Source organism: Rouxiella sp. WC2420, assembly GCF_041200025.1.
GTDB lineage: Bacteria > Pseudomonadota > Gammaproteobacteria > Enterobacterales > Enterobacteriaceae > Rouxiella.
In genome coordinates, this window is record NZ_CP165628.1 from 1,217,088 (window position 1) to 1,235,789 (window position 18,702).

16 protein-coding genes are annotated in these 18,702 nt (G+C 49.8%); 7 read left to right on the forward strand and 9 right to left on the reverse strand.

The window, feature by feature from the left end; genetic code table 11:
* Positions 1-305: 305 nt before the first annotated feature.
* A complete protein-coding gene (xseA, locus tag AB3G37_RS05710) occupies positions 306-1,709 on the reverse strand; it encodes an exodeoxyribonuclease VII large subunit (protein ID WP_369789991.1) in 1,404 nt (467 codons plus the stop codon).
* Between the two features lie 179 nt (positions 1,710-1,888).
* On the opposite strand from xseA, the gene guaB reads away from it, so the two are divergent.
* Both guaB and guaA read left to right on the forward strand, forming a co-directional pair.
* On the forward strand, positions 1,889-3,355 hold the full coding sequence (gene guaB, locus AB3G37_RS05715) for an IMP dehydrogenase (RefSeq protein WP_009638089.1): 1,467 nt from the start codon (positions 1,889-1,891) through the stop codon (positions 3,353-3,355).
* Between the two features lie 262 nt (positions 3,356-3,617).
* Positions 3,618-5,195 carry a glutamine-hydrolyzing GMP synthase gene (gene guaA / locus AB3G37_RS05720; protein ID WP_009638090.1) on the forward strand — a complete coding sequence of 526 codons (1,578 nt, stop codon included), beginning with the start codon at positions 3,618-3,620 and terminating at the stop codon, positions 5,193-5,195.
* 179 nt (positions 5,196-5,374) lie between these two features.
* On the opposite strand, the gene AB3G37_RS05725 is transcribed toward guaA, so the two are convergent.
* Positions 5,375-6,154: an NAD(P)H-dependent oxidoreductase gene (locus AB3G37_RS05725; RefSeq protein ID WP_369789992.1), complete on the reverse strand. Its 780-nt coding sequence runs from the start codon at positions 6,152-6,154 to the stop codon at positions 5,375-5,377.
* 85 nt (positions 6,155-6,239) lie between these two features.
* Here AB3G37_RS05725 and AB3G37_RS05730 point away from each other — a divergent pair, with 85 nt between their 5' ends.
* From AB3G37_RS05730 to AB3G37_RS05750, 5 genes are all read left to right on the forward strand, one after another.
* The gene (locus tag AB3G37_RS05730; RefSeq protein ID WP_369789993.1) at positions 6,240-7,133 is read left to right on the forward strand and encodes a LysR family transcriptional regulator; all 894 of its coding nucleotides are present in this window, start codon (positions 6,240-6,242) and stop codon (positions 7,131-7,133) included.
* Between the two features lie 338 nt (positions 7,134-7,471).
* Positions 7,472-8,386, forward strand: coding sequence for an AEC family transporter (locus AB3G37_RS05735; protein ID WP_009638093.1), 915 nt, complete (start codon positions 7,472-7,474; stop codon positions 8,384-8,386).
* Between the two features lie 289 nt (positions 8,387-8,675).
* Complete coding sequence (locus AB3G37_RS05740) at positions 8,676-9,374, forward strand: molybdate ABC transporter substrate-binding protein (protein WP_369789994.1); 699 nt, start codon at positions 8,676-8,678, stop codon at positions 9,372-9,374.
* A 60-nt stretch (positions 9,375-9,434) separates the two neighbouring features.
* Positions 9,435-10,202: a DeoR/GlpR family DNA-binding transcription regulator gene (locus AB3G37_RS05745; RefSeq protein WP_009638095.1), complete on the forward strand. Its 768-nt coding sequence runs from the start codon at positions 9,435-9,437 to the stop codon at positions 10,200-10,202.
* Positions 10,203-10,221: 19 nt separating this feature from the next.
* Positions 10,222-10,860: an aldolase gene (locus AB3G37_RS05750; protein ID WP_009638096.1), complete on the forward strand. Its 639-nt coding sequence runs from the start codon at positions 10,222-10,224 to the stop codon at positions 10,858-10,860.
* An 82-nt stretch (positions 10,861-10,942) separates the two neighbouring features.
* Here AB3G37_RS05750 and AB3G37_RS05755 read toward each other — a convergent pair whose 3' ends face one another.
* The 7 genes from AB3G37_RS05755 to AB3G37_RS05785 form a co-directional block, all read right to left on the reverse strand.
* Positions 10,943-11,383: a GNAT family N-acetyltransferase gene (locus tag AB3G37_RS05755; RefSeq protein WP_009638097.1), complete on the reverse strand. Its 441-nt coding sequence runs from the start codon at positions 11,381-11,383 to the stop codon at positions 10,943-10,945.
* 58 nt (positions 11,384-11,441) lie between these two features.
* Positions 11,442-12,725 carry a TonB-dependent receptor gene (locus AB3G37_RS05760; protein WP_369789995.1) on the reverse strand — a complete coding sequence of 428 codons (1,284 nt, stop codon included), beginning with the start codon at positions 12,723-12,725 and terminating at the stop codon, positions 11,442-11,444.
* A gap of 471 nt (positions 12,726-13,196) precedes the next feature.
* A complete protein-coding gene (locus AB3G37_RS05765) occupies positions 13,197-14,489 on the reverse strand; it encodes a TonB-dependent receptor (protein ID WP_369789996.1) in 1,293 nt (430 codons plus the stop codon).
* 128 nt (positions 14,490-14,617) lie between these two features.
* On the reverse strand, positions 14,618-16,021 hold the full coding sequence (locus tag AB3G37_RS05770; protein ID WP_369790900.1) for an FAD-binding oxidoreductase: 1,404 nt from the start codon (positions 16,019-16,021) through the stop codon (positions 14,618-14,620).
* Between the two features lie 45 nt (positions 16,022-16,066).
* Complete coding sequence (locus AB3G37_RS05775; RefSeq protein WP_369789997.1) at positions 16,067-16,882, reverse strand: ABC transporter permease; 816 nt, start codon at positions 16,880-16,882, stop codon at positions 16,067-16,069.
* Positions 16,883-16,886: 4 nt separating this feature from the next.
* Positions 16,887-17,714 carry an ABC transporter ATP-binding protein gene (locus tag AB3G37_RS05780; RefSeq protein ID WP_369789998.1) on the reverse strand — a complete coding sequence of 276 codons (828 nt, stop codon included), beginning with the start codon at positions 17,712-17,714 and terminating at the stop codon, positions 16,887-16,889.
* A complete protein-coding gene (locus AB3G37_RS05785) occupies positions 17,711-18,694 on the reverse strand; it encodes an ABC transporter substrate-binding protein (RefSeq protein ID WP_369789999.1) in 984 nt (327 codons plus the stop codon). Before AB3G37_RS05785 ends, AB3G37_RS05780 begins: the two co-directional genes overlap by 4 nt.
* Positions 18,695-18,702: the final 8 nt, after the last annotated feature.

The following is an 18,702-nucleotide window of genomic DNA, read 5'->3' on the forward strand; positions in this document are numbered from 1 at the left end:
CTTGGTGGGTTAACGGGAGCACTATACCACTAATATTATCTTGCGGGTTTTAAAAGGAGGAGGGATTTTTTAATGTTATGGGTTTGTTTACTGTAAAAATAATTAATAGACAAAGATATAATGTAATTTAATACTAATTACCTTATATTTAATTAGTTGGTTAATTGTGATGTGTTCAATATAAATTATTACATCGAAAAGGGCGCAAGGTCGAGAAAACATCAAGCGACATGCTTTATTGATGGTTTTCGCCGCGGGGATCTTTATTGACTAATACCTGAAATTACCGTCCCTTTCAGAACGCCTTACTCGGTTTTTTTTGCCGCAGCCGCGCGTTTACGAGGCTTCTTCTCGGCAGGCTTTTCTTCCAGATGCAGACTTTTGACTTCGCTTTCTATCCAGCCATCGGCCAGTCGCGTTTTTAACATCTCTCCCGCCGCCGTCTGCGCGGTTTTCTTCAACAATGCGCCCTGAGGGGTCGTGGTGACGCTATAACCGCGAGCCAGCGTTGCCAGGGGGCTTACCGCCTCCAGTTGCGTCACAGCAGTACTAAAATTCTGACGATGTTCCCCAAGCTGCGCTGTCATTGACTGCTGCAGGCGATACTGCAGCTTTTGCACTCGCTGCTGCAACTGGTGGATGCGACGCTGTGGTTGATGCTGATTCAGGCGCTGCTGGAGATTCTGCGCACGGCGCAGCAGGCGACGCAGATGATTTTGCATTGCCTCGTCCATGCGGCTACGCAGCTTGAACAGCGCGGTTTGCTGGCGCGCCAGACGCAAGTGAGGATGTTGCTGCTGAAGCCGATGATTTAAACGTGTAAAACGCTGGGTCATCTGAGCCAGATAGTAATCCATCGCCATTTCAAGTCGCTGCTGCTGTGACTGAATCTGACGCAGCAGTTCAAGCTGGTTACGGCTGATCAGTTCGGCAGCGGCAGAAGGCGTTGGCGCGCGCAGGTCGGCGACAAAATCGGCGATAGTGACGTCAGTTTCATGACCCACGGCGCTGACAATCGGCAAGCGACTGTTATATATCGCTCGTGCAACGCGTTCGTCGTTAAAGCTCCATAAATCTTCCAGCGAACCACCGCCGCGCCCGACTATCAGCACGTCGCATTCCTGACGCTGGTTGGCCAAAGTAATAGCTTTAACAATTTGCAACGGCGCATCGACACCTTGCACCGCTGTCGGGTAAATCACCACCGGCAGAGAAGGATCGCGGCGTTTCAAAACCTGAAGAATATCGTGCAGGGCGGCACCGCTGGCCGAGGTAATGACCCCGACACATTTGGCCGGAGAGGGCAGCGGTTGCTTGTGCTCGATATCAAACAGACCTTCCGCAGACAAGGTTTGTTTCAACTGCTCAAACTGTTGCTGCAACAAGCCATCACCGGCAGGCTGCATGCTTTCGGCGATTAGCTGAAAGTCACCGCGTGGTTCGTACAGGGTGATGGAGGCGCGTACCAATACCTGCTGACCATTTTGCGGACGGAAAGTGGTGCGGCGATTGCTGTTGCGAAACATCGCGCATTTGACCTGGGCGCGCGCGTCTTTCAGCGTGAAATACCAGTGGCCGGAAGAAGGTTGGGAGAAGTTGGAAATTTCGCCGGAGAGCCAGACCTGACCCATTTCGTTTTCCAGCAACTCGCGAACCGTCTGATTTAGGCGGCTTACGGTAAAAATGGGTGGCGAAGAAGGTAGCGGCATGTGACCCAGATCAAATTCGAAAACAGAGACTTAATCAATCGATACTACAGCCGAAAATGAAGTATTCAAGAGTTTTTTTAAAATAATGTGAAATAGTACTAGAGCAAACGATTGAGTGCCTGTATACTCTCGCTGCAATATTTTATCTTTTCCGCATCCACCTTGGTGAGATATTGCCTATGTTACGTTTAAAGAAAGAAGCACTCACGTTTGACGACGTTCTCCTCATTCCAGCTCACTCCACAGTTCTGCCTAACACGGCCGATCTGAGCACGCAGCTGACTCAAAAAATCCGTCTAAATATTCCTATGCTCTCTGCAGCAATGGATACCGTTACCGAAGCGAACCTGGCAATTGCCCTGGCTCAGGAAGGCGGGATGGGGTTCATTCACAAAAACATGTCCATTGAACGTCAGGCCGAAGAAGTTCGCCGCGTTAAGAAACATGAAAGCGGCGTCGTTGCCGATCCAAAAACCGTAACACCTTCCACGACCCTGCGTCAGGTTAAAGAACTCACCGAAATCAACGGCTTTGCCGGTTATCCTGTTGTGACCGAAGGCAACGAACTGGTCGGTATTATTACCGGTCGTGACGTTCGCTTCGTGACCGATTTGGAGCAACCAGTCACCGCGGTTATGACGCCGAAAGAGCGTCTGGTTACCGTTAAAGAAGGCGAAGCGCGCGAAGTTGTTCTGCAGAAAATGCACGAAAAACGCGTCGAGAAAGCTTTGGTTGTCGATAGCCAGTTCCACCTGCTGGGTATGATCACCGTTAAAGATTTCCAGAAAGCAGAGCGTAAACCTAACGCCTGTAAAGACGAAAACGGCAGCCTGCGCGTAGGCGCTGCGGTTGGCGCTGGTGCCGGTAACGAAGAGCGTATCGACGCCCTGGTTGCTGCTGGTGTTGACGTACTGCTTATCGATTCTTCCCATGGTCATTCCGAAGGCGTTCTCGGACGCATCCGCGCAACTCGCGAAAAATATCCTGATCTGCAAATCATCGGCGGCAACGTTGCAACCGGCGAAGGTGCTCTGGCACTGGCTCAGGCTGGCGTGAGTGCAGTTAAAGTGGGTATCGGCCCTGGTTCAATCTGTACGACTCGTATGGTTACCGGCGTTGGCGTTCCACAGATCACTGCAGTTTCTGACGCGGTTGAAGCGCTGGAAGGCACCGGTATTCCGGTTATCGCTGACGGCGGCATTCGTTTCTCTGGCGACATCGCTAAAGCTATCGCTGCTGGCGCAAGCTGCGTGATGGTCGGCGGTATGCTGGCAGGCACCGAAGAGTCCCCGGGTGAAATCGAGCTGTACCAAGGCCGTTCATTCAAATCTTACCGCGGCATGGGTTCTCTGGGCGCGATGTCCAAAGGCTCTTCTGACCGTTACTTCCAGAGCGATAACGCCGCTGACAAACTGGTACCTGAAGGTATCGAAGGTCGCGTTGCCTATAAAGGCCGCCTGAAAGAGATCGTGCACCAGCAAATGGGCGGCCTGCGTTCGTGTATGGGTCTGACCGGCTGTGCTACTATCCAGGATCTTCGCACCAAGGCTGAATTTGTTCGTATCAGCGGTGCCGGTATTCAGGAAAGTCACGTACACGATGTGACGATTACCAAAGAGTCTCCGAACTACCGCATGGGCTCTTGATCTTCTTTCGGAGTTGCTGCGCGTTGGTGATACTGCGTTGAAACCGGACTTAAAATGCTCATTTACTTATGTAAACTGCGCTTTTTCGTCCGCTTCCGCCTTGTCTCACCTTAGCTCGCTGATTCCTTGATTGAGTTCATCGAGTTGATTGATTTGATTGAGTTGGTCGAGTTGATTGAGTCCGTGTTAAACCCGGTTTAGGCCGGGTTATCAGTTTCTTAGTTATTTCTTTAAAACTTTAACGCTCTGGAAAATCACCCGCATGAGTGAAAATATTCATAAGCATCGCATTCTTATCCTTGATTTCGGTTCCCAGTACACCCAACTGGTAGCACGCCGCGTTCGTGAACTCGGCGTGTATTGCGAACTCTGGGCCTGGGATGTGACTGAAGCTCAAATCCGTGAATTCAATCCGAACGGCATCATTCTGTCTGGCGGCCCGGAAAGCACCACTGAACATGGTAGCCCTCGCGCACCGGATTACGTATTCGAAGCTGGCGTCCCTGTTTTGGGCGTGTGCTACGGCATGCAGACTATGGCAATGCAGTTGGGTGGCCACGTTGAAGGTTCAACCGAACGTGAATTTGGCTATGCACAAGTTGAAGTGCAGACCAACAGCGCCCTGGTTCGCGATATTGAAGACGCTCTGAGCGCCAACAATAAGCCATTGCTTGATGTTTGGATGAGCCATGGCGATAAAGTCACTGCTATTCCTTCTGACTTTGTTACCGTTGCCAGCACCGATAACTGCCCGTTTGCCATTATGGCCAACGAAGAAAAACGCTTCTACGGCGTGCAGTTCCACCCTGAAGTGACGCACACCCGTCAGGGCCTGCGCATTCTGGAACGCTTCATCATGGATATCTGTGAGTGTGAAGCGCTGTGGACCCCGGCAAAAATCATCGAAGACGCGATTGAACGTCTGAAAGTGCAGATTGGCGACGATCACGTAATCCTCGGCCTGTCCGGCGGCGTTGACTCTTCCGTTACCGCGATGCTGCTGCACCGTGCAATTGGCGATCGTTTGACCTGCGTGTTCGTTGATAACGGACTGCTGCGTTTGAACGAAGCCGACCAAGTGTTAGAAATGTTTGGTGACCGCTTTGGTCTGAACATCATCCACGTTGCCGCTGAAGATCGCTTCCTGTCTGCATTGGCTGGCGAAAATGATCCAGAAGCCAAACGCAAAATCATTGGCCGCGTGTTTGTAGAAGTCTTCGACGAAGAAGCCAGCAAGCGTGACGAGTTCAAATGGTTGGCCCAGGGCACTATCTATCCAGACGTTATCGAATCTGCCGCTTCGGCGACGGGTAAAGCACACGTTATCAAGTCTCACCATAACGTTGGCGGCCTGCCAAAAGAGATGAAGCTGGGTCTGGTTGAGCCGCTGAAAGAGCTGTTCAAAGACGAAGTGCGCAAGATCGGTCTGGAACTTGGCCTGCCATACGACATGCTTTACCGTCACCCGTTCCCGGGGCCAGGTTTAGGCGTTCGCGTACTGGGCGAAGTGAAGAAAGAGTACTGTGACCTGCTGCGTCGCGCCGATGCTATCTTCATTGAAGAGCTGCACAAAGCTGACCTGTACAATAAAGTCAGCCAGGCATTCACCGTATTCTTGCCGGTTCGTTCTGTTGGCGTGATGGGTGATGGCCGTAAATACGATTGGGTTGTTTCACTGCGCGCAGTAGAAACCATCGACTTTATGACCGCACACTGGGCGCATTTGCCATACGATTTCCTTGGCCGCTGCTCTAACCGCATCATCAATGAAGTCGACGGTATTTCCCGCGTTGTCTACGATATCTCTGGTAAACCGCCAGCGACAATCGAGTGGGAATAAATCCCGCGATTTGTTAACGGCTTAGACCGATAGCAAGATCAGAAGCCCTCTGCGAAAGCAGGGGGCTTTTTCTTTTTTACGACTGATAACGAATGCCGAGAGACTCATTTTCCTGACGGTTTAATTCACGGTATCAATATAAAAGTTTTACTCTCAGCTCATTGATACCGTCACCTGTTTTAATCCTTCAAATGTATTTTCAAGCCTTCTTTATCTGTGGCAAATTCTTCTTTGAGAGTGAGTGCAGGGATATTGTAATCGCCGCCGTTTTGCTGGCGGTAAGGGAGCGGCTGAGTTGTGAATAAATCATCCAGGCGGTGGCCGTACTCCTCACAAAGCTGGGCATAACGCAATTCATCGGTTCTACCGGTGCGGTAAAAAACTAACGGAGGCAGCACCGCAAATCCTGGATAATGCAAAACGCCGTGCTGAATCGGGAATAAAATATCGTCGAGAGAGCCATTAATGCCGCGCGGACTATAGTGGGATTCCCATCCACCGGTCGTCACTGCCAGCATCGCGCGTTTGCCTGCCATATTTCCTTCACCGTAGCGGTCTCCCCAGTGAGTATCTGAATGCTCACCCACGCCGTAGGCAAATCCGTAAGCATATACCCGCTCAAACCAGCCTTTCATAATTGCTGGCATCGAGAACCACCAAAGAGGAAACTGAAAAATTACTGCATCGGCCTGGCGCAATTTTTGCTGTTCGGTGGCGATATCCGCACTCTGAGTGCCATTCTCAAAGGCCTTTTTAGAATCCAGAGACGGGTTGAATGGCCGATCGCCGCTGTAGGCGCTGCTGTCGTCGGCATCAATTTGTGCTTTCCAGTTCATGGCATAAAGGTCTGAGACCTGAACTGTATGACCCTGACTTTCAAGCCGCTGTACGGCAAAATCTTTAAGCGATCCGTTTAATGACTGGGGTTCTGGATGGGCATAAACAATAAGAATATTCATAGCTAACTCTCCGTTAAGTGGTAGGCGCAGAGTAGGGGGGACTAAGGTATAGTAGAAATGAATTTAAAATATAGTAGGTATAGTTATGAGCAATTTCGCCAATATGGACCTCAACCTTTTACTGACGCTCGATGCACTGCTCACCGAGCATAACGTGACGCGCGCGGCGCAGCGTTTGCATCTGTCGCAGCCGTCGGTCAGTGTCCAGTTGGCAAAACTGCGGGATATTTTTAACGATCCTTTGCTGCTTCCGGGACCAAGGGGCATGCTGCCTACCGCCAGAGCCGATGAGCTGCGTCAGCCGTTGCGTGACGCCATCGAGCTGCTAAGGCTGGCGGTTTCCCCTGTTAGCCATTTCGACCCGACTAAAAGTGATAAAACCTGGCGCGTCTCGGCGTCTGATTACGGCGAATCTGCAGTACTGCTCCCGGCTTTAAAGGGTTTTCGCATCGCCGCCCCTTTTGCTCGTTTAGCGATATTTGAAACTCAGCCTGCGAAGGTCGGCAGAAAGCTGGAGCTGGGGGAGATTGATTTGCTGTTTCATACGGGGGATGGCATACCTGGCGGGCTGCGTCGTCGAAAACTGTTCGATGAAACCTACCGCTTAGTGAGCCGCGTTGGGCATCCGACGTTGAAAGAGAATCCTGGTCTGGATGAATTTAATCAGCTTGAGCACGTAATGGTTTCACCCGACGGCGGTGGATTTTACGGCATCACCGATAAGGTACTGAGTGAGTGCGGGCTTAAGCGTAAGGTGGTGCTTTCGGTACCGCATTTCCTGTTTGTTCTCTCGGCGCTGGCCACTACTGATCTGGTCGCGATGTTGCCTGCACGGCTAATTGGCAACAATCCGGCATTACAGATTTTTGAACCGCCGCTTGAAGTTCCGGGCTTTGAAATGGCGATGTTATGGCATGAGCGCTCACATCGCGATCCGGCTCATCAATGGCTAAGAGATTTCTTTGTCTCGGCATTGTGATAAAGGGTTAAAATAGGCGATCAGCATCATTAATTCACAGTAAAGCACAGCATTCACAGGATCGTGTTAATTCACGGCGGATAAATATAGTGCATAAATGCACACTGATTCAATGCGATAGTCCTCTTGATTACCCTAATTAAACCCATTGGAACTGTGATAATCATCGTTTCAATGTGAATCCCTATCCTTAATAATAGTGATACTTCATTAATCAAAGCTTGAAGCTGCCCAACTCTAAGAATTAAAAAAAGACCAGCGATAACCGAGTGCCGGAGATTTATCCGTGCCAATAAATCGCTATGTCAAAATAAAAGCTATTTACAGGGGAAAACATCATGTTTATGGATATATTCCAACGCGTGGCCTTTCTTATCGCCGTTTCTTTACTCGGCTGGTATGTCGGCAAGAAATTTAAAATCAGCAGCAAGGATATTTCTTCACTATTAATTTATATTTTCTCGCCCATCGTTAGCTTTGTCTTGATTCTGGATTCGCCTGCAAACGTGGGCTATGTGCTTTATTCTGTTCTATTTTATGTTGTCTCATGCATTGCGGCCGTGCTGGCATTATTTGTTGGACAGCTAATTTGGAAGGATAACCGAGCCAATCTTTTTGCAGCCGCAGGCGGCCAGGGAAACGTCGGTTATTTTGTTTTACCGCTGGCAATTGGCCTGCTTCAGGGAAAAGAGGGCGGTGCAGCAGCGATTGGTATTATTGTGTTCTGTAAAGTTGCATCGACAATTTATGAATTTACAATGGCATTTTATTTAACTGCACGTAGTCATTATTCAGCTAAAAAGAGCTTGCTGATGGTGATAAAAATGCCGACTCTGCATGCGACTATTTTGGCATTAATCGTAAAATATTTTGGCTTTCATTTACCAGGATTTTTATCATCTGGCTTGAGCGGCTTTACTGGCGGCTACAGCATATTAGGTATGATGGTCATAGGACTTTCATTGGCAAGGTATGAGAAATTAATTCCCGACTGGAAATTCACCGCCTATTCAATTATCTGGAAACAAGGTCTTTATACCGTTGTCATCATCTTTATCTTCACCTATTTCTTTAATCTCACCTATGCCGAGAAAATTGTTCTGGTAATGCTGGCCTGCAACCCACTGGCGGGGAATATCGCTGCCGTTGCTGCGGCATTGGACGTTCATCCTGAGAAAGCCTCTTTTGCCATCATGGTGAGTACCATTTTGGCACTGATCACCGTACCGCTGACACTATCCTTTGTATTTTAAAGGCTGTGAAGTTAAGTTAATTGTGAAACGAATTTATGAGTTATCAGTAAACTCACAGTCCTGTGTGAATAAAAGTTAAAATGCCTGAATGTTTTTATATTAATAAATTCATTGATTTAAGTTAATTTTTACTTTTCTTGCTGACTGTGAAAAATGTGGCATCAGGCATGTTTTTGTGAATTATCGTTAAATATAATGTTAAACACACACTCATCTGACAGGTTAAACCCACCTATGAACTCATAGGCAGACTTTACCGGGTGACCTGTAAATCACGAGATAAACAATAATGAGTCAGTTAACGACAGTTCAGGTTATCAGTGCATTAGTGGTTCGTTCCCCTTTTGATGCGGGCATTCTTCCTGCCTGGGAAGAGCAGGGTAACGGCGTAGAAGTTAAATGGAATCCTACCACAGTGATTATGGATAACATTCGCAGCGGTTATCGTACCGATGTCGCGATTGTCACCGTGGCAGCAATGGATGAGCTGATCGAGGCCGGTATTGTCGATGGCAGTACCCGGATCGAGCTGGTGGAATCACGCATTGGTCTGGCGGTCAAAGCGGGTGAACCACACCCGAATATCGCGGATACGGATGCGCTTGTTGAAACTCTGCGCAATGCGCGTTCTGTCGCTTACTCGCTTGGCGGTGCCAGCGGGATTTATTTTAAGACACTGATCGAGAAACTGGGTATTGCCGAGGAAGTTAATAGCAAGGCGAGTACGATTCCCGAAGGTTTCACGGCAGAAAAATTGACCACTGGCGAAGCAAGTCTGGCGGTGCAGCAGATAAGCGAACTGCTGGTAGTTCCTGGTATTGAAGTGATCGGTCCCCTGCCTGAAGCCGTACAAAAGGCGACATCTTTCTCGGCGGCGGTGTTTAAAGACGCGAAAAATCCTCAGCTGAGTCAGGCCTTCCTGAGTCATTTACAATCAGCGGCTTCTGCCAGTGCTTACCAGGCTCAGGGGCTGGATCCACGTTTTTAATCGCCACACTTCAGGCCTGAAATTTACAAGCATTTTGAAAGGACATCATCGAGAGTGAACATGCTTCCTGTTGAACGACGAGACTATATTTTTCGCTATGTGCACGAAAACCAGGTGGCAGCAATCAATGTGCTTGCCAGCCTGATGAGTGTTTCGCACATGACTATCCGTCGTGACGTAGAAGAGCTGGAAAGAGAAGGGAAAATCACTCGGGTGAGCGGCGGCGTCAGGCTGAATGAAGCGCTACGGCAGGAGCTGGCATACATTGACAAGGCACAGCTTCATCATCGGCAGAAAATATTGCTGGGCAAATACGCCGCGAGCTGTGTTGAAGACGGGCTGGTGGTTTACCTCGATGCAGGAACCACGACTTTTGAAATTGCCCGCTGTCTGGCTGAGCGCTTTCATCTCACAGTGATCACCAACGATTTTTCAATATCTCAATATTTGATGGACAAGCCCCAGGTCAATCTCTTTCACATCGGTGGCGAGGTGGATAAGCGCAATTACTCGACAGTGGGGATTTGCGCGGCCTCATTTCTAAAGTCGCTAAACATTGATATTGCGTTTATCAGCAGTTCATCCTGGGATTTGAAATACGGGGTGTCGACGCCTTATGAAGGCAAGGCTATCGTCAAACAGGCGGTGCTCAGCGTTTCGCGCCGGAATATTCTGGTCAGCGATAGCAGTAAATACGGCAAGTATGGCAAATATAAAATCTTCCCGCTCGACGAAATAAAAGAAGTGATTACTGATTCACTATTACCGCTGCAAGAGCAAATCAGCATCAGGAACGAGGGGATACAGCTCCACGTTGTTCCGGTGTAATTTTAAAAAGGAAAAGATCATGTCCCTTGAAAGCAAAATCCGTGAAGAAATTTGTCAGACAGGTGTAAGCCTGTACCAGCGGGGATACGTGGTGGGTAGCGCGGGAAATATCAGTGCTCGTCTCGATGATGGTTGGCTGATTACCCCGACGGATGCCTGCCTCGGGCGGCTGGACCCGGCCGCCATTGCCAAGGTTGGCCGCAGCGGTGAATGGCTGTCTGGTGATAAGCCTTCAAAAACTTTGCTGCTGCATCGCCAGGTTTACGACAACAACTCTCAAGTTGGCGCAGTATTGCACACCCATTCTACCGCGCTGGTGGCGTTAACGCTGGCAGGAGTGTGGAGTAAAGAGAGCATTCTGCCGCCGATCACCCCCTATCAAGTCATGAAGGTGGGCAAGATTCCGCTGATTGATTACTGCCGTCCGGGGGCTCCGGAAGTCGCTGAGCAAGTTGCTGCGCTGGCGAATCAGGTGCGAGGTGTCATGCTGGAAAGGCTAGGGCCGGTTGTTTGGGAAAGCAGTGTTTCAAAAGCCTGTTTTGCCCTTGAGGAGCTAGAGGAAACAGCGCGCCTGTGGGCGATGCAGTTGAGTAAGCCATTGCCACTGTCACAACACAGCCTTGACGAATTGGCTCAGGTTTTTGGGGCGCAGTGGTGATAAAAAATCAAGCTGATTAAGGCAAAATCATGAAAAAAAAAGCTTTATTAACGAGGGGAAAGCACCTAATTATCAGTCTGAGTTATTTTTTACGCAGGACTTTATAGTGAAACAGATAGTATTCACCGGTTGAGCTTTCACCGCTGGAGATAATTTCCCAACCGCGATGAAGATAAAAAGCCACCGCTGATTTATTTTGGGTCAGGCATTTTAATGCGCCAGTGCGGGTAAAATTCTTTTCAACTACGCCAATCAGATAACTACCCACCCCTTGGCCCTGAGCTTCAGGGTCAATAAACAGGTTGTGCAGGAAATTCTCATACAGTTCTATCGAAGCAAATCCGACCACTTTCTCGTTTTGCTCGGCAACAATGATTTTTTCGCCAATCACCGCACGATCAAAATCCTCAAGCCTCCATTCGCTGCTGTCCAACCAGGTCCAGGCCGCTTTGCGAGAGGCGAGATATAGGGTGCGCAAAAAAGGACGATCGGCTTCTTGATAGGGGCGGACCCTGATAGACAAAGGCAACTCCTTGCAAATTGAAATCCCGGCGAATCGGTCGCCGGGATTTAACTACTATTTAAAAATCATATTCTAAAGCTAAGTTGCTTTGCCAGAAGTTTCCAGCGGAATTTGAGGTAGTTTGCACACCGGCGTATTCGGTTATGCTTAGGCCTTTAAGCGTGCCGCCAAAGCTATAAGTACCATAAGCCAGATATTCTGACTGGTTAGTGCTGCTCGCACCGCTGCCTGGCGTCAGGTCCATAAAGGTATAGCGTGCGCCGACAGAAATATTTGAGGTGGCCGCCCAGTCTACTTCAGTGCCGTAAGCATTGCCGCTGCCCAGGTCCTGAGTACTGGTAAAGTAAGGTTGAGCGAAATACGTTCCAGATGAGACATTGTGCGAGTAAGGCGTGACCAGGGCTCCATCACCGTAGGCATTATTGCTGGCGGCAATGTGATCCCAACCCAGGGACCAAACCACCGACGGGGTGAAGTTCATTGTAAATTGCGCGCCGTAAGTGGTGCTGTTGACTTCGCCTGCAACGGCATTGCCCGAGCTAAGACCACGAATCGCCTGCACACCAATTTTAGGCTGATATGGATTATCGGTCCACGACAGGAAGCTGTCCCCATAATACATTTTGGTATAGTTATTATAGTCTTGATACCACAGCTGGCCGGTCAGTTTTTTGTTGTCAAAGTTGACTGCGCGGCCTCCGCCGATAGCCCACATACCGTTTGTTTTCATGCCTTCATTCGTTCCGTCAGCATTGGTATATTCGGTGTCTCTGTGGAAACCTTGATCACCCCATGACTTGTAGCGGGTGACTTTAGTGGCGTGCAGGAAGTTGTCACTGTCACCGTAATTGGCGTCAACGGCACGATACAGCATCGGGGTGATACGCCAGTCGTAATCACCGAGGAATGGGATATTCAGCCGCTGGTCACCGGCAGTAATACTGAAGTCTTTATAATGATATTTAATGTAGGCTTCGCCAACGCCGGTTTCATTTGGGCCAAGTTCTGCAACCAGGTGATCTTCATTGTGGTCGATACCACGCTGCAAGATGCCACCAAGTGCAAAGCTCAGGCCGTAATACTCGGCACTGGTGTATTTTAGTGTGCCGCCATAGCTAAAGGTATCTTGGCTGTAACCTTTTTCGAAATAGGCGTTATTCGTTGAGTAGTCAAGCGCACGCAGGCTGCCGTGTATCGTTCCGCAGGTAAACATTTGCGTCAGTGAGTCAGCAACACCCGCGCTACAGTCAGACGTAGCCGCCATCGCATGCCCCATAAACATTGCTTGCGTCACCCATAGCGCGCCTAGCTTCAAAGAGAAGCATAATTTTTGTCGTTTCATTCTTTTATCCTGTCGAAAGTAATGTCATTTGCGGGCTATAAAACGGCCTATTTGCTTTTGTCTCTCAAATTTTACGCAAACGGTTGCCAGCTCATTGAGCAAAGGGCGGGGGCATAATAGATATTTTTATAGTTTGGTCAATAAGAACGGATCGTTATCATTTTAAACCGAATACATATTTAGGGTCTAAAAGCACGCTGGGTGTATGTAACTATTTGTTATTTATTTAAATTATTTAGGTGAGCTAATTTATGGATAAACGTTTCTTTATTTGTCGTGCTTGATTTTAAAACATCATAACTTGTTTGTTTTTACCGCGATGTTGCAAAATATCGGTATTATTTGTTTCATTATTTATTTGCTTAAATAATGTGCTTATTACAAGTTACGTACCGTTATATTATCGTTGCTGCCGTACAGTAATTAATAAAATAAATCCCGGCGAATTGAACGCCGGGATTGTAGACCTGGTTAGAAGTCGTATTCCAGACTGATTCGGTTTTGCCAGAAGTTTCCAGCTGAGTTAGAGGTGGTTTGCACGCCGGCAAAATCGGTCACGCTCAGGCCTTTCAGCACACCATCAAAGCTGTATGTGCCGTAAATCAGGTATTCCGACTGATTAGTGCTGCTCGCGCCAGAGCTAGGAGTCAGATCCATAAAGGTATAACGAGTACCAACAGAAATGCTGGAAGTTGCCGTCCAGTTCAGGTCGGTGCCGTAGGCATTGCCGCTGCCCAAGTCCTGAGTGCTGGTGAAGAACGGTTGTGCGAAATACGGGCCTGATGAAGCATTATGCGCATATGGCGTGACCAGTGCGCCGTCGCCGTAGGCATTATTGCTGGCGGCAATGTGATCCCAGTTCAGAGACCAGCGCAGAGACGGAGTAAAGTTCATCGCGAACTGTGCGCCGTAAGTGGTGCTGTTAACTTCGCCCGCGACGGCATTGCCCGAGCTAAGGCCGCGAATAACTTGCAGACCAATTTTTGGCTGGTAAGAGGTATCGGTCCACGACAGGTAGCTGTCGGCATAATACATTTTAGTATAATTATTATAGTCTTCGTACCACAGCTGGCCGGTCAGCTTTTTATTATCAAAGTTGACTGCGCGACCGCCGCCGATGGCCCACATGCCGTTGGTTTTCATGCCTTCGTTAGTGCCATCTGCATTGGTATAGGCAGTGTCTCTGTGGAAACCTTGATCACCCCAGTTTTTAAAGCGGGTGACTTTAGTGGCGTGCAGGAAGTTATCGGCATCGCCGTAGTTGGCATCAACAGCGCGGTACAGCATTGGGGTGATACGCCAGTCATAATCACCGAGGAATGGAATGCTAAGGCGTTGATCACCGGCAGTAATACTGAAATCTTTATAATGATATTTGATGTAGGCCTCACCGACGCCGGTTTGATTTGAACCGAGCTCAGAGACCAAATGATCCTGATTGTGATCAATACCACGCTGGAAAATGCCACCGAGACCAAAGCTCAGGCCATAATATTCTGCGGTGGTGTATTTTACGGTGCCGCCGTAGCTGAAGGTGTCTTGACTGTAACCTTTTGAAAAATATGCGTTATGTGTCGAGTAATCAAGCGCACGCAGGCTGCCGTGTACTGAACCGCAGGTGAACATTTGGGTCAGTGAGTCGGCAACGCCAGCGTCGCAGTCAGACGTCGCGGCTGTTGCCGCCGCCGCATGACCCATAAACAGTGCCTGTGAAACCAATAGCGCGCCCAGCTTCAATGAGAAGCTTAATTTTTGTTGTTTCATTCATTTCATCCTGTCAAAAGTAATGTCATTTGCGGGCCTTAAAAGCGGCCTATTTGTTTGTGTTTCTCAAATTTGACGCAAACGGTTGCCACCTCGCTAAACAAAGGGCGGGGCGATAATAGTTATTTTTATCGTTCAGTCAATAAGAGTGGATCATTATCAATTTCAAGCTGGTCACGTATTTCCCAGCCACGCAGCTTGCCGGGATTAAGTAATCCATTAGGATCTAATGCATTTTTTACTGAAACTACCTCCGTGCGAACGACTCCTTGCTTACCATCTTCAATTTGAAAAACATGCGGATTGTTTATTTTTACCTCATTCTTGCGGAATATCTCCATTATTTCGTTCAATCGGTCATCGCTGGAATAACGTACTAATTGCAAACCGCTAGCGGTTATATTTCCATCGTTGTCACGGAGGAATTCAATATGTGAAATCACTTCGTCACCGAAATATTCCGCCATGCTGATTATTTGTTCGCGATATTTGGAATAATCAAACGCCGTTTGCAAATAGGTTAATGTGTTGTCTATTTTTAACGCATGCAGGGTAGTGTGATTCCAGCAATATTCCATCAATGAAGCATTCGCTTCGCGCGCATCTTCTGCCGTCTGGCGAATCGCCGCCTCGCCGTTAAATGTGGCCAGTATCCCGTCGCCGAGGCCTTCGCTTTCCTGTGCTACGACGCTGATTACCGCATGCTGGCTGGCCCGGTAATTCCCGTTTAAATGGCTGAAATAGCTCGGGATCGGTGCCGCGAATAGCGCAATCTGACGTTTTACCAGACCTGGAGATCGGGCCAGCGCATTGGCGTAATCCAGCGCGTCGATGAAATTGTCAAACACGTCCAACCTTTCAATCCAGCGATGCGCCGGTGCCAACGCCAGCTCGACTTCCAGCACAATGCCGTTACTGCCGTAGGCATGATGGAGCAGTAAGGCCTGTGGAGCCGGAACGGTTAACACTCGCGGTTCGGCTTCCATGGTCATGACTTTGATACCCAACACGTTGCCCGGTGCACCCAGCGGACCATAGTTGATCGAGCCGATGCCGCCGAAACCGCCGCCGTAAAGTCCGCCGAGACTTGCCAGACGATAGGTAGAAGGCATGCAGCGCAGCTCCCAGCCGGAAGGCCGGGTCTGGGCTTCAATATCTGCCAGACGAATACCGGCCTGAGCGCGCACCGTGCCGTCGCCCAACTCGCAGACCTGATTAAAGCCGGTCATATCCACCAGAATTCCGCCCTCCAGCGGCACTAACTGACCGTAGTTGCCGGTCGCACCACCGCGCAGGATCAGCGGTAATTTATGTTCTACACAGGCGGCAACCAGCTGGCGCAGTTGCTCTTGATTGAGCGGTTTTACCACCGCGTCTGCCTGTTTATCTTCCAGCTGCCGTTTTAACACCGGGCTAAACCAGTGAAAATCGCGTGAAAGACGCTTAACCTTGGCTGACTGCAAGGTCCATTCGAGACTCGGTAGTGCCTGTTGTATCAGCGCCACCGCCTGCTTACGTTGTTCACTTTCCATCATTATCCTGCCTGCTAAAGTTATCGAAAAATTATCGGCGATCGATTAATGCGACTGCACAACTTCGCTTTCATGCCAGGCGCTCAGCGCACGGCGGGATATCCACGACATCACCCCAAACAGCGCGATACCGGTGAGAGAAATCAGCAGCAGGGCGGCAAACATCAGCGGAATATCCAGCTGGTAACCGGCCTGCAGGATTTGATAGGCCAGCCCGGTATTATTGCCACCGGTTCCGGCGACAAATTCCGCGACCACTGCGCCAATCAAAGACAGGCCGCTGGAAATACGCAGCGCACCAAAGAAATACGGCAGGGCAGAAGGAATACGCAGGCGGATAAGGATTTGCAGGCGGCTGGCGTGACTGAGCTGGAAATAGCTCAGCAGGCCCGGCGAAACGCTGCGCAGCCCCTGAGTGGTATTGGAAATAATCGGAAACACCGCCATCAGGGTCGAGCATACGACTAGCGACAGGGTGGTATCTTTGACCCAAATGATGATCAGGGGCGCAATCGCGACTATTGGCGTGACCTGTAAAAACACGATGTAAGGAAACAGCGCGGTTTCTACAAAACGGTTTTGCACCAGTACGAAGGCCACCAGCGAGCCGATAATGATCGACAGCAAAAATGAGATCAGCGTAATTTTTAGCGTGTAGAGCAGCGACATCATCAATGAGCCCAGATTAGTCCACAGACTTTCGAGCATCGCCATCGGTGATGGCACGAGAAATTGCGGAATATTGAAATAGCTGACCCAGCCCTGCCACAGCAGGATCATGGCTATCGCAACCAGTGTCGGATAGAGAATTTTGCGAAATTTCGGGCTGCTCATCAGCGGCGAACTGTTTGAAGTTTTCATGGCTTTACTCCATACCCGATTGGCTGGCTTGCAGCAGGCTATCTTGTAACTGCTTGGCATAGCGTGAAAAAGTGGGGCTGACGCGGAAATCGTCATCGCGCGGGAAAGGCTCGTTAATAGCGATATCTTCTACTACCCGTCCCGGTCGAGCCGCCATCATTATCACCCGCTGTGAAAGGAAGACAGCCTCGTGGATCGAGTGAGTGACGAAAACAACCGTTAGCCCCTGTTCGCGCCATAATCGCAGCAGATCGCTGTCGAGTTTGTTACGGGTGATTTCATCCAATGCGCCGAAAGGCTCATCCATCAGCAGCAGTTTTGGCCGTGTCACCAGCCCGCGAGCAATAGAAACGCGCATTTGCATACCGCCTGAAAGCTCTCGCGGCAAGACCTTGGCGAATTTGCCAAGCCCGACCAGCTCCAACGCTTCGCTGACTCGAGTATTGGCCTCTGCGCGCGGTACTCCGGCCAAATCCAGCGGCAGGCGGACATTGCTTTGCACGTTGCTCCACGGCATCAGTGTGGCTTCCTGAAACACAAATGACAGCGGGATTTGCGCCTTTTCGCGGCTGTCGCGTCGCCATAGCATCAGCTTGCCGTCGCTAGGCTCAATCAGCCCGGCAACCATTTTCAATAGCGTACTTTTGCCACAGCCGGAAGGGCCCAGCAGGGTGACAAACTCTCCCTGATTAATCGTCAGATTGACCGGCAGCAGTGCGCGAGTACCGTTGCTGTAAATTTTCTCGGCCGATAGCACCTCAATTGCCGGAGTCGCTGCGGCAGGTGCAGGGCTTTCTTCGCCAATCACCGTAAATTTGGGGGCTATGTTCATGGCATGACCTTCGCGTCTTTAACCAGATCCAGGGTATAAGTCTGAACAAACGGTACCTTATTGGCATCAATCAGCTTGTTCTTGACCAGCATGTCCCAGGTTTCTTTCAGGCGAGGCTCGGTAATAATGCCGATACCGCCGGTCTGCGCGTCACCGCCGGTCACCAGCTGGTATTTTTTCATCTGCGCGATACCGAAGGCTATCTGGTCAGCGCCCATGCGAGGATTATCTTTGCGAATCAGCTCGTTGCCCGCAGTCGGATCTTGCAGATAGTCTTTCCATCCCTGCATCGAGGCTTTGATAAAGGCTGCCAGCACCGCAGGACGTTTCTGAACGGTATCTGCCATACAAATGATCGAATTACCGTAAGGCGGGTAACCCCAGTCGCTCAGTGGATAGACGTAAAACGGCTTGCCGCCTTTCTGCACCGAGAACGGTTCTGAAGTCACGTAACCCTGTTGCACCAGATTGTTGTCGGCGAGGAAGGGCTGCACACTAAAGGTGTAAGGGCGAATCTTGGTATTGCCGTAACCTAGCGTGCTCTTGGCCCACGGCCAGAATGAGGTATAGGCTTCGGTAGCCAGCAGGAAGGTTTTATCCTTGAGCTCTTCAGGTTTAGTCACCTTATCGTGGCTGATAAACACCGTTGGCGAATGTTGGAATACTGTCGCGACGGTCATTGCATGCACGCCAGATTGCCACATTTCCAGCGCCTGTCCGTTGTCACCAATTGTGCAATCGGCCTGACCGGCAGCCAGCAACTGCATGACGTTGACCTGAGGGCCGCCCATTTTTATGGTCATATCCAGCCCGGCCTGCTTGTAGAGCCCTTTGGCCTGTGCCTCGTAAAAACCGCCGTGTTCGGCCTGCGCATACCAGTTAGTCAGCAGTGTAAACTTTTCCTCGGCATGACTGGCGGTAGATGTGCCAATCAACAGCAGGGCAAGCGCGGTATAGGTTGGGGTACGCAATGTTTTCATCACCAAAA

Bases quoted from the DNA above. Each gene is read 5' to 3' on its own strand.
- AB3G37_RS05780 (WP_369789998.1), bottom strand. From the start codon at position 17,714: ATGAACATAGCCCCCAAATTTACGGTGATTGGCGAAGAAAGCCCTGCA.
- AB3G37_RS05770 (WP_369790900.1), bottom strand. From the start codon at position 16,021: ATGGAAAGTGAACAACGTAAGCAGGCGGTGGCGCTGATACAACAGGCA.
- AB3G37_RS05750 (WP_009638096.1), top strand. From the start codon at position 10,222: ATGTCCCTTGAAAGCAAAATCCGTGAAGAAATTTGTCAGACAGGTGTA.
- AB3G37_RS05775 (WP_369789997.1), bottom strand. From the start codon at position 16,882: ATGAAAACTTCAAACAGTTCGCCGCTGATGAGCAGCCCGAAATTTCGC.
- xseA (WP_369789991.1), bottom strand. From the start codon at position 1,709: ATGCCGCTACCTTCTTCGCCACCCATTTTTACCGTAAGCCGCCTAAAT.
- AB3G37_RS05745 (WP_009638095.1), top strand. From the start codon at position 9,435: ATGCTTCCTGTTGAACGACGAGACTATATTTTTCGCTATGTGCACGAA.
- guaA (WP_009638090.1), top strand. From the start codon at position 3,618: ATGAGTGAAAATATTCATAAGCATCGCATTCTTATCCTTGATTTCGGT.
- AB3G37_RS05730 (WP_369789993.1), top strand. From the start codon at position 6,240: ATGAGCAATTTCGCCAATATGGACCTCAACCTTTTACTGACGCTCGAT.
- AB3G37_RS05740 (WP_369789994.1), top strand. From the start codon at position 8,676: ATGAGTCAGTTAACGACAGTTCAGGTTATCAGTGCATTAGTGGTTCGT.
- AB3G37_RS05735 (WP_009638093.1), top strand. From the start codon at position 7,472: ATGTTTATGGATATATTCCAACGCGTGGCCTTTCTTATCGCCGTTTCT.
- guaB (WP_009638089.1), top strand. From the start codon at position 1,889: ATGTTACGTTTAAAGAAAGAAGCACTCACGTTTGACGACGTTCTCCTC.
- AB3G37_RS05760 (WP_369789995.1), bottom strand. From the start codon at position 12,725: ATGAAACGACAAAAATTATGCTTCTCTTTGAAGCTAGGCGCGCTATGG.
- AB3G37_RS05765 (WP_369789996.1), bottom strand. From the start codon at position 14,489: ATGAAACAACAAAAATTAAGCTTCTCATTGAAGCTGGGCGCGCTATTG.
- AB3G37_RS05785 (WP_369789999.1), bottom strand. From the start codon at position 18,694: ATGAAAACATTGCGTACCCCAACCTATACCGCGCTTGCCCTGCTGTTG.
- AB3G37_RS05725 (WP_369789992.1), bottom strand. From the start codon at position 6,154: ATGAATATTCTTATTGTTTATGCCCATCCAGAACCCCAGTCATTAAAC.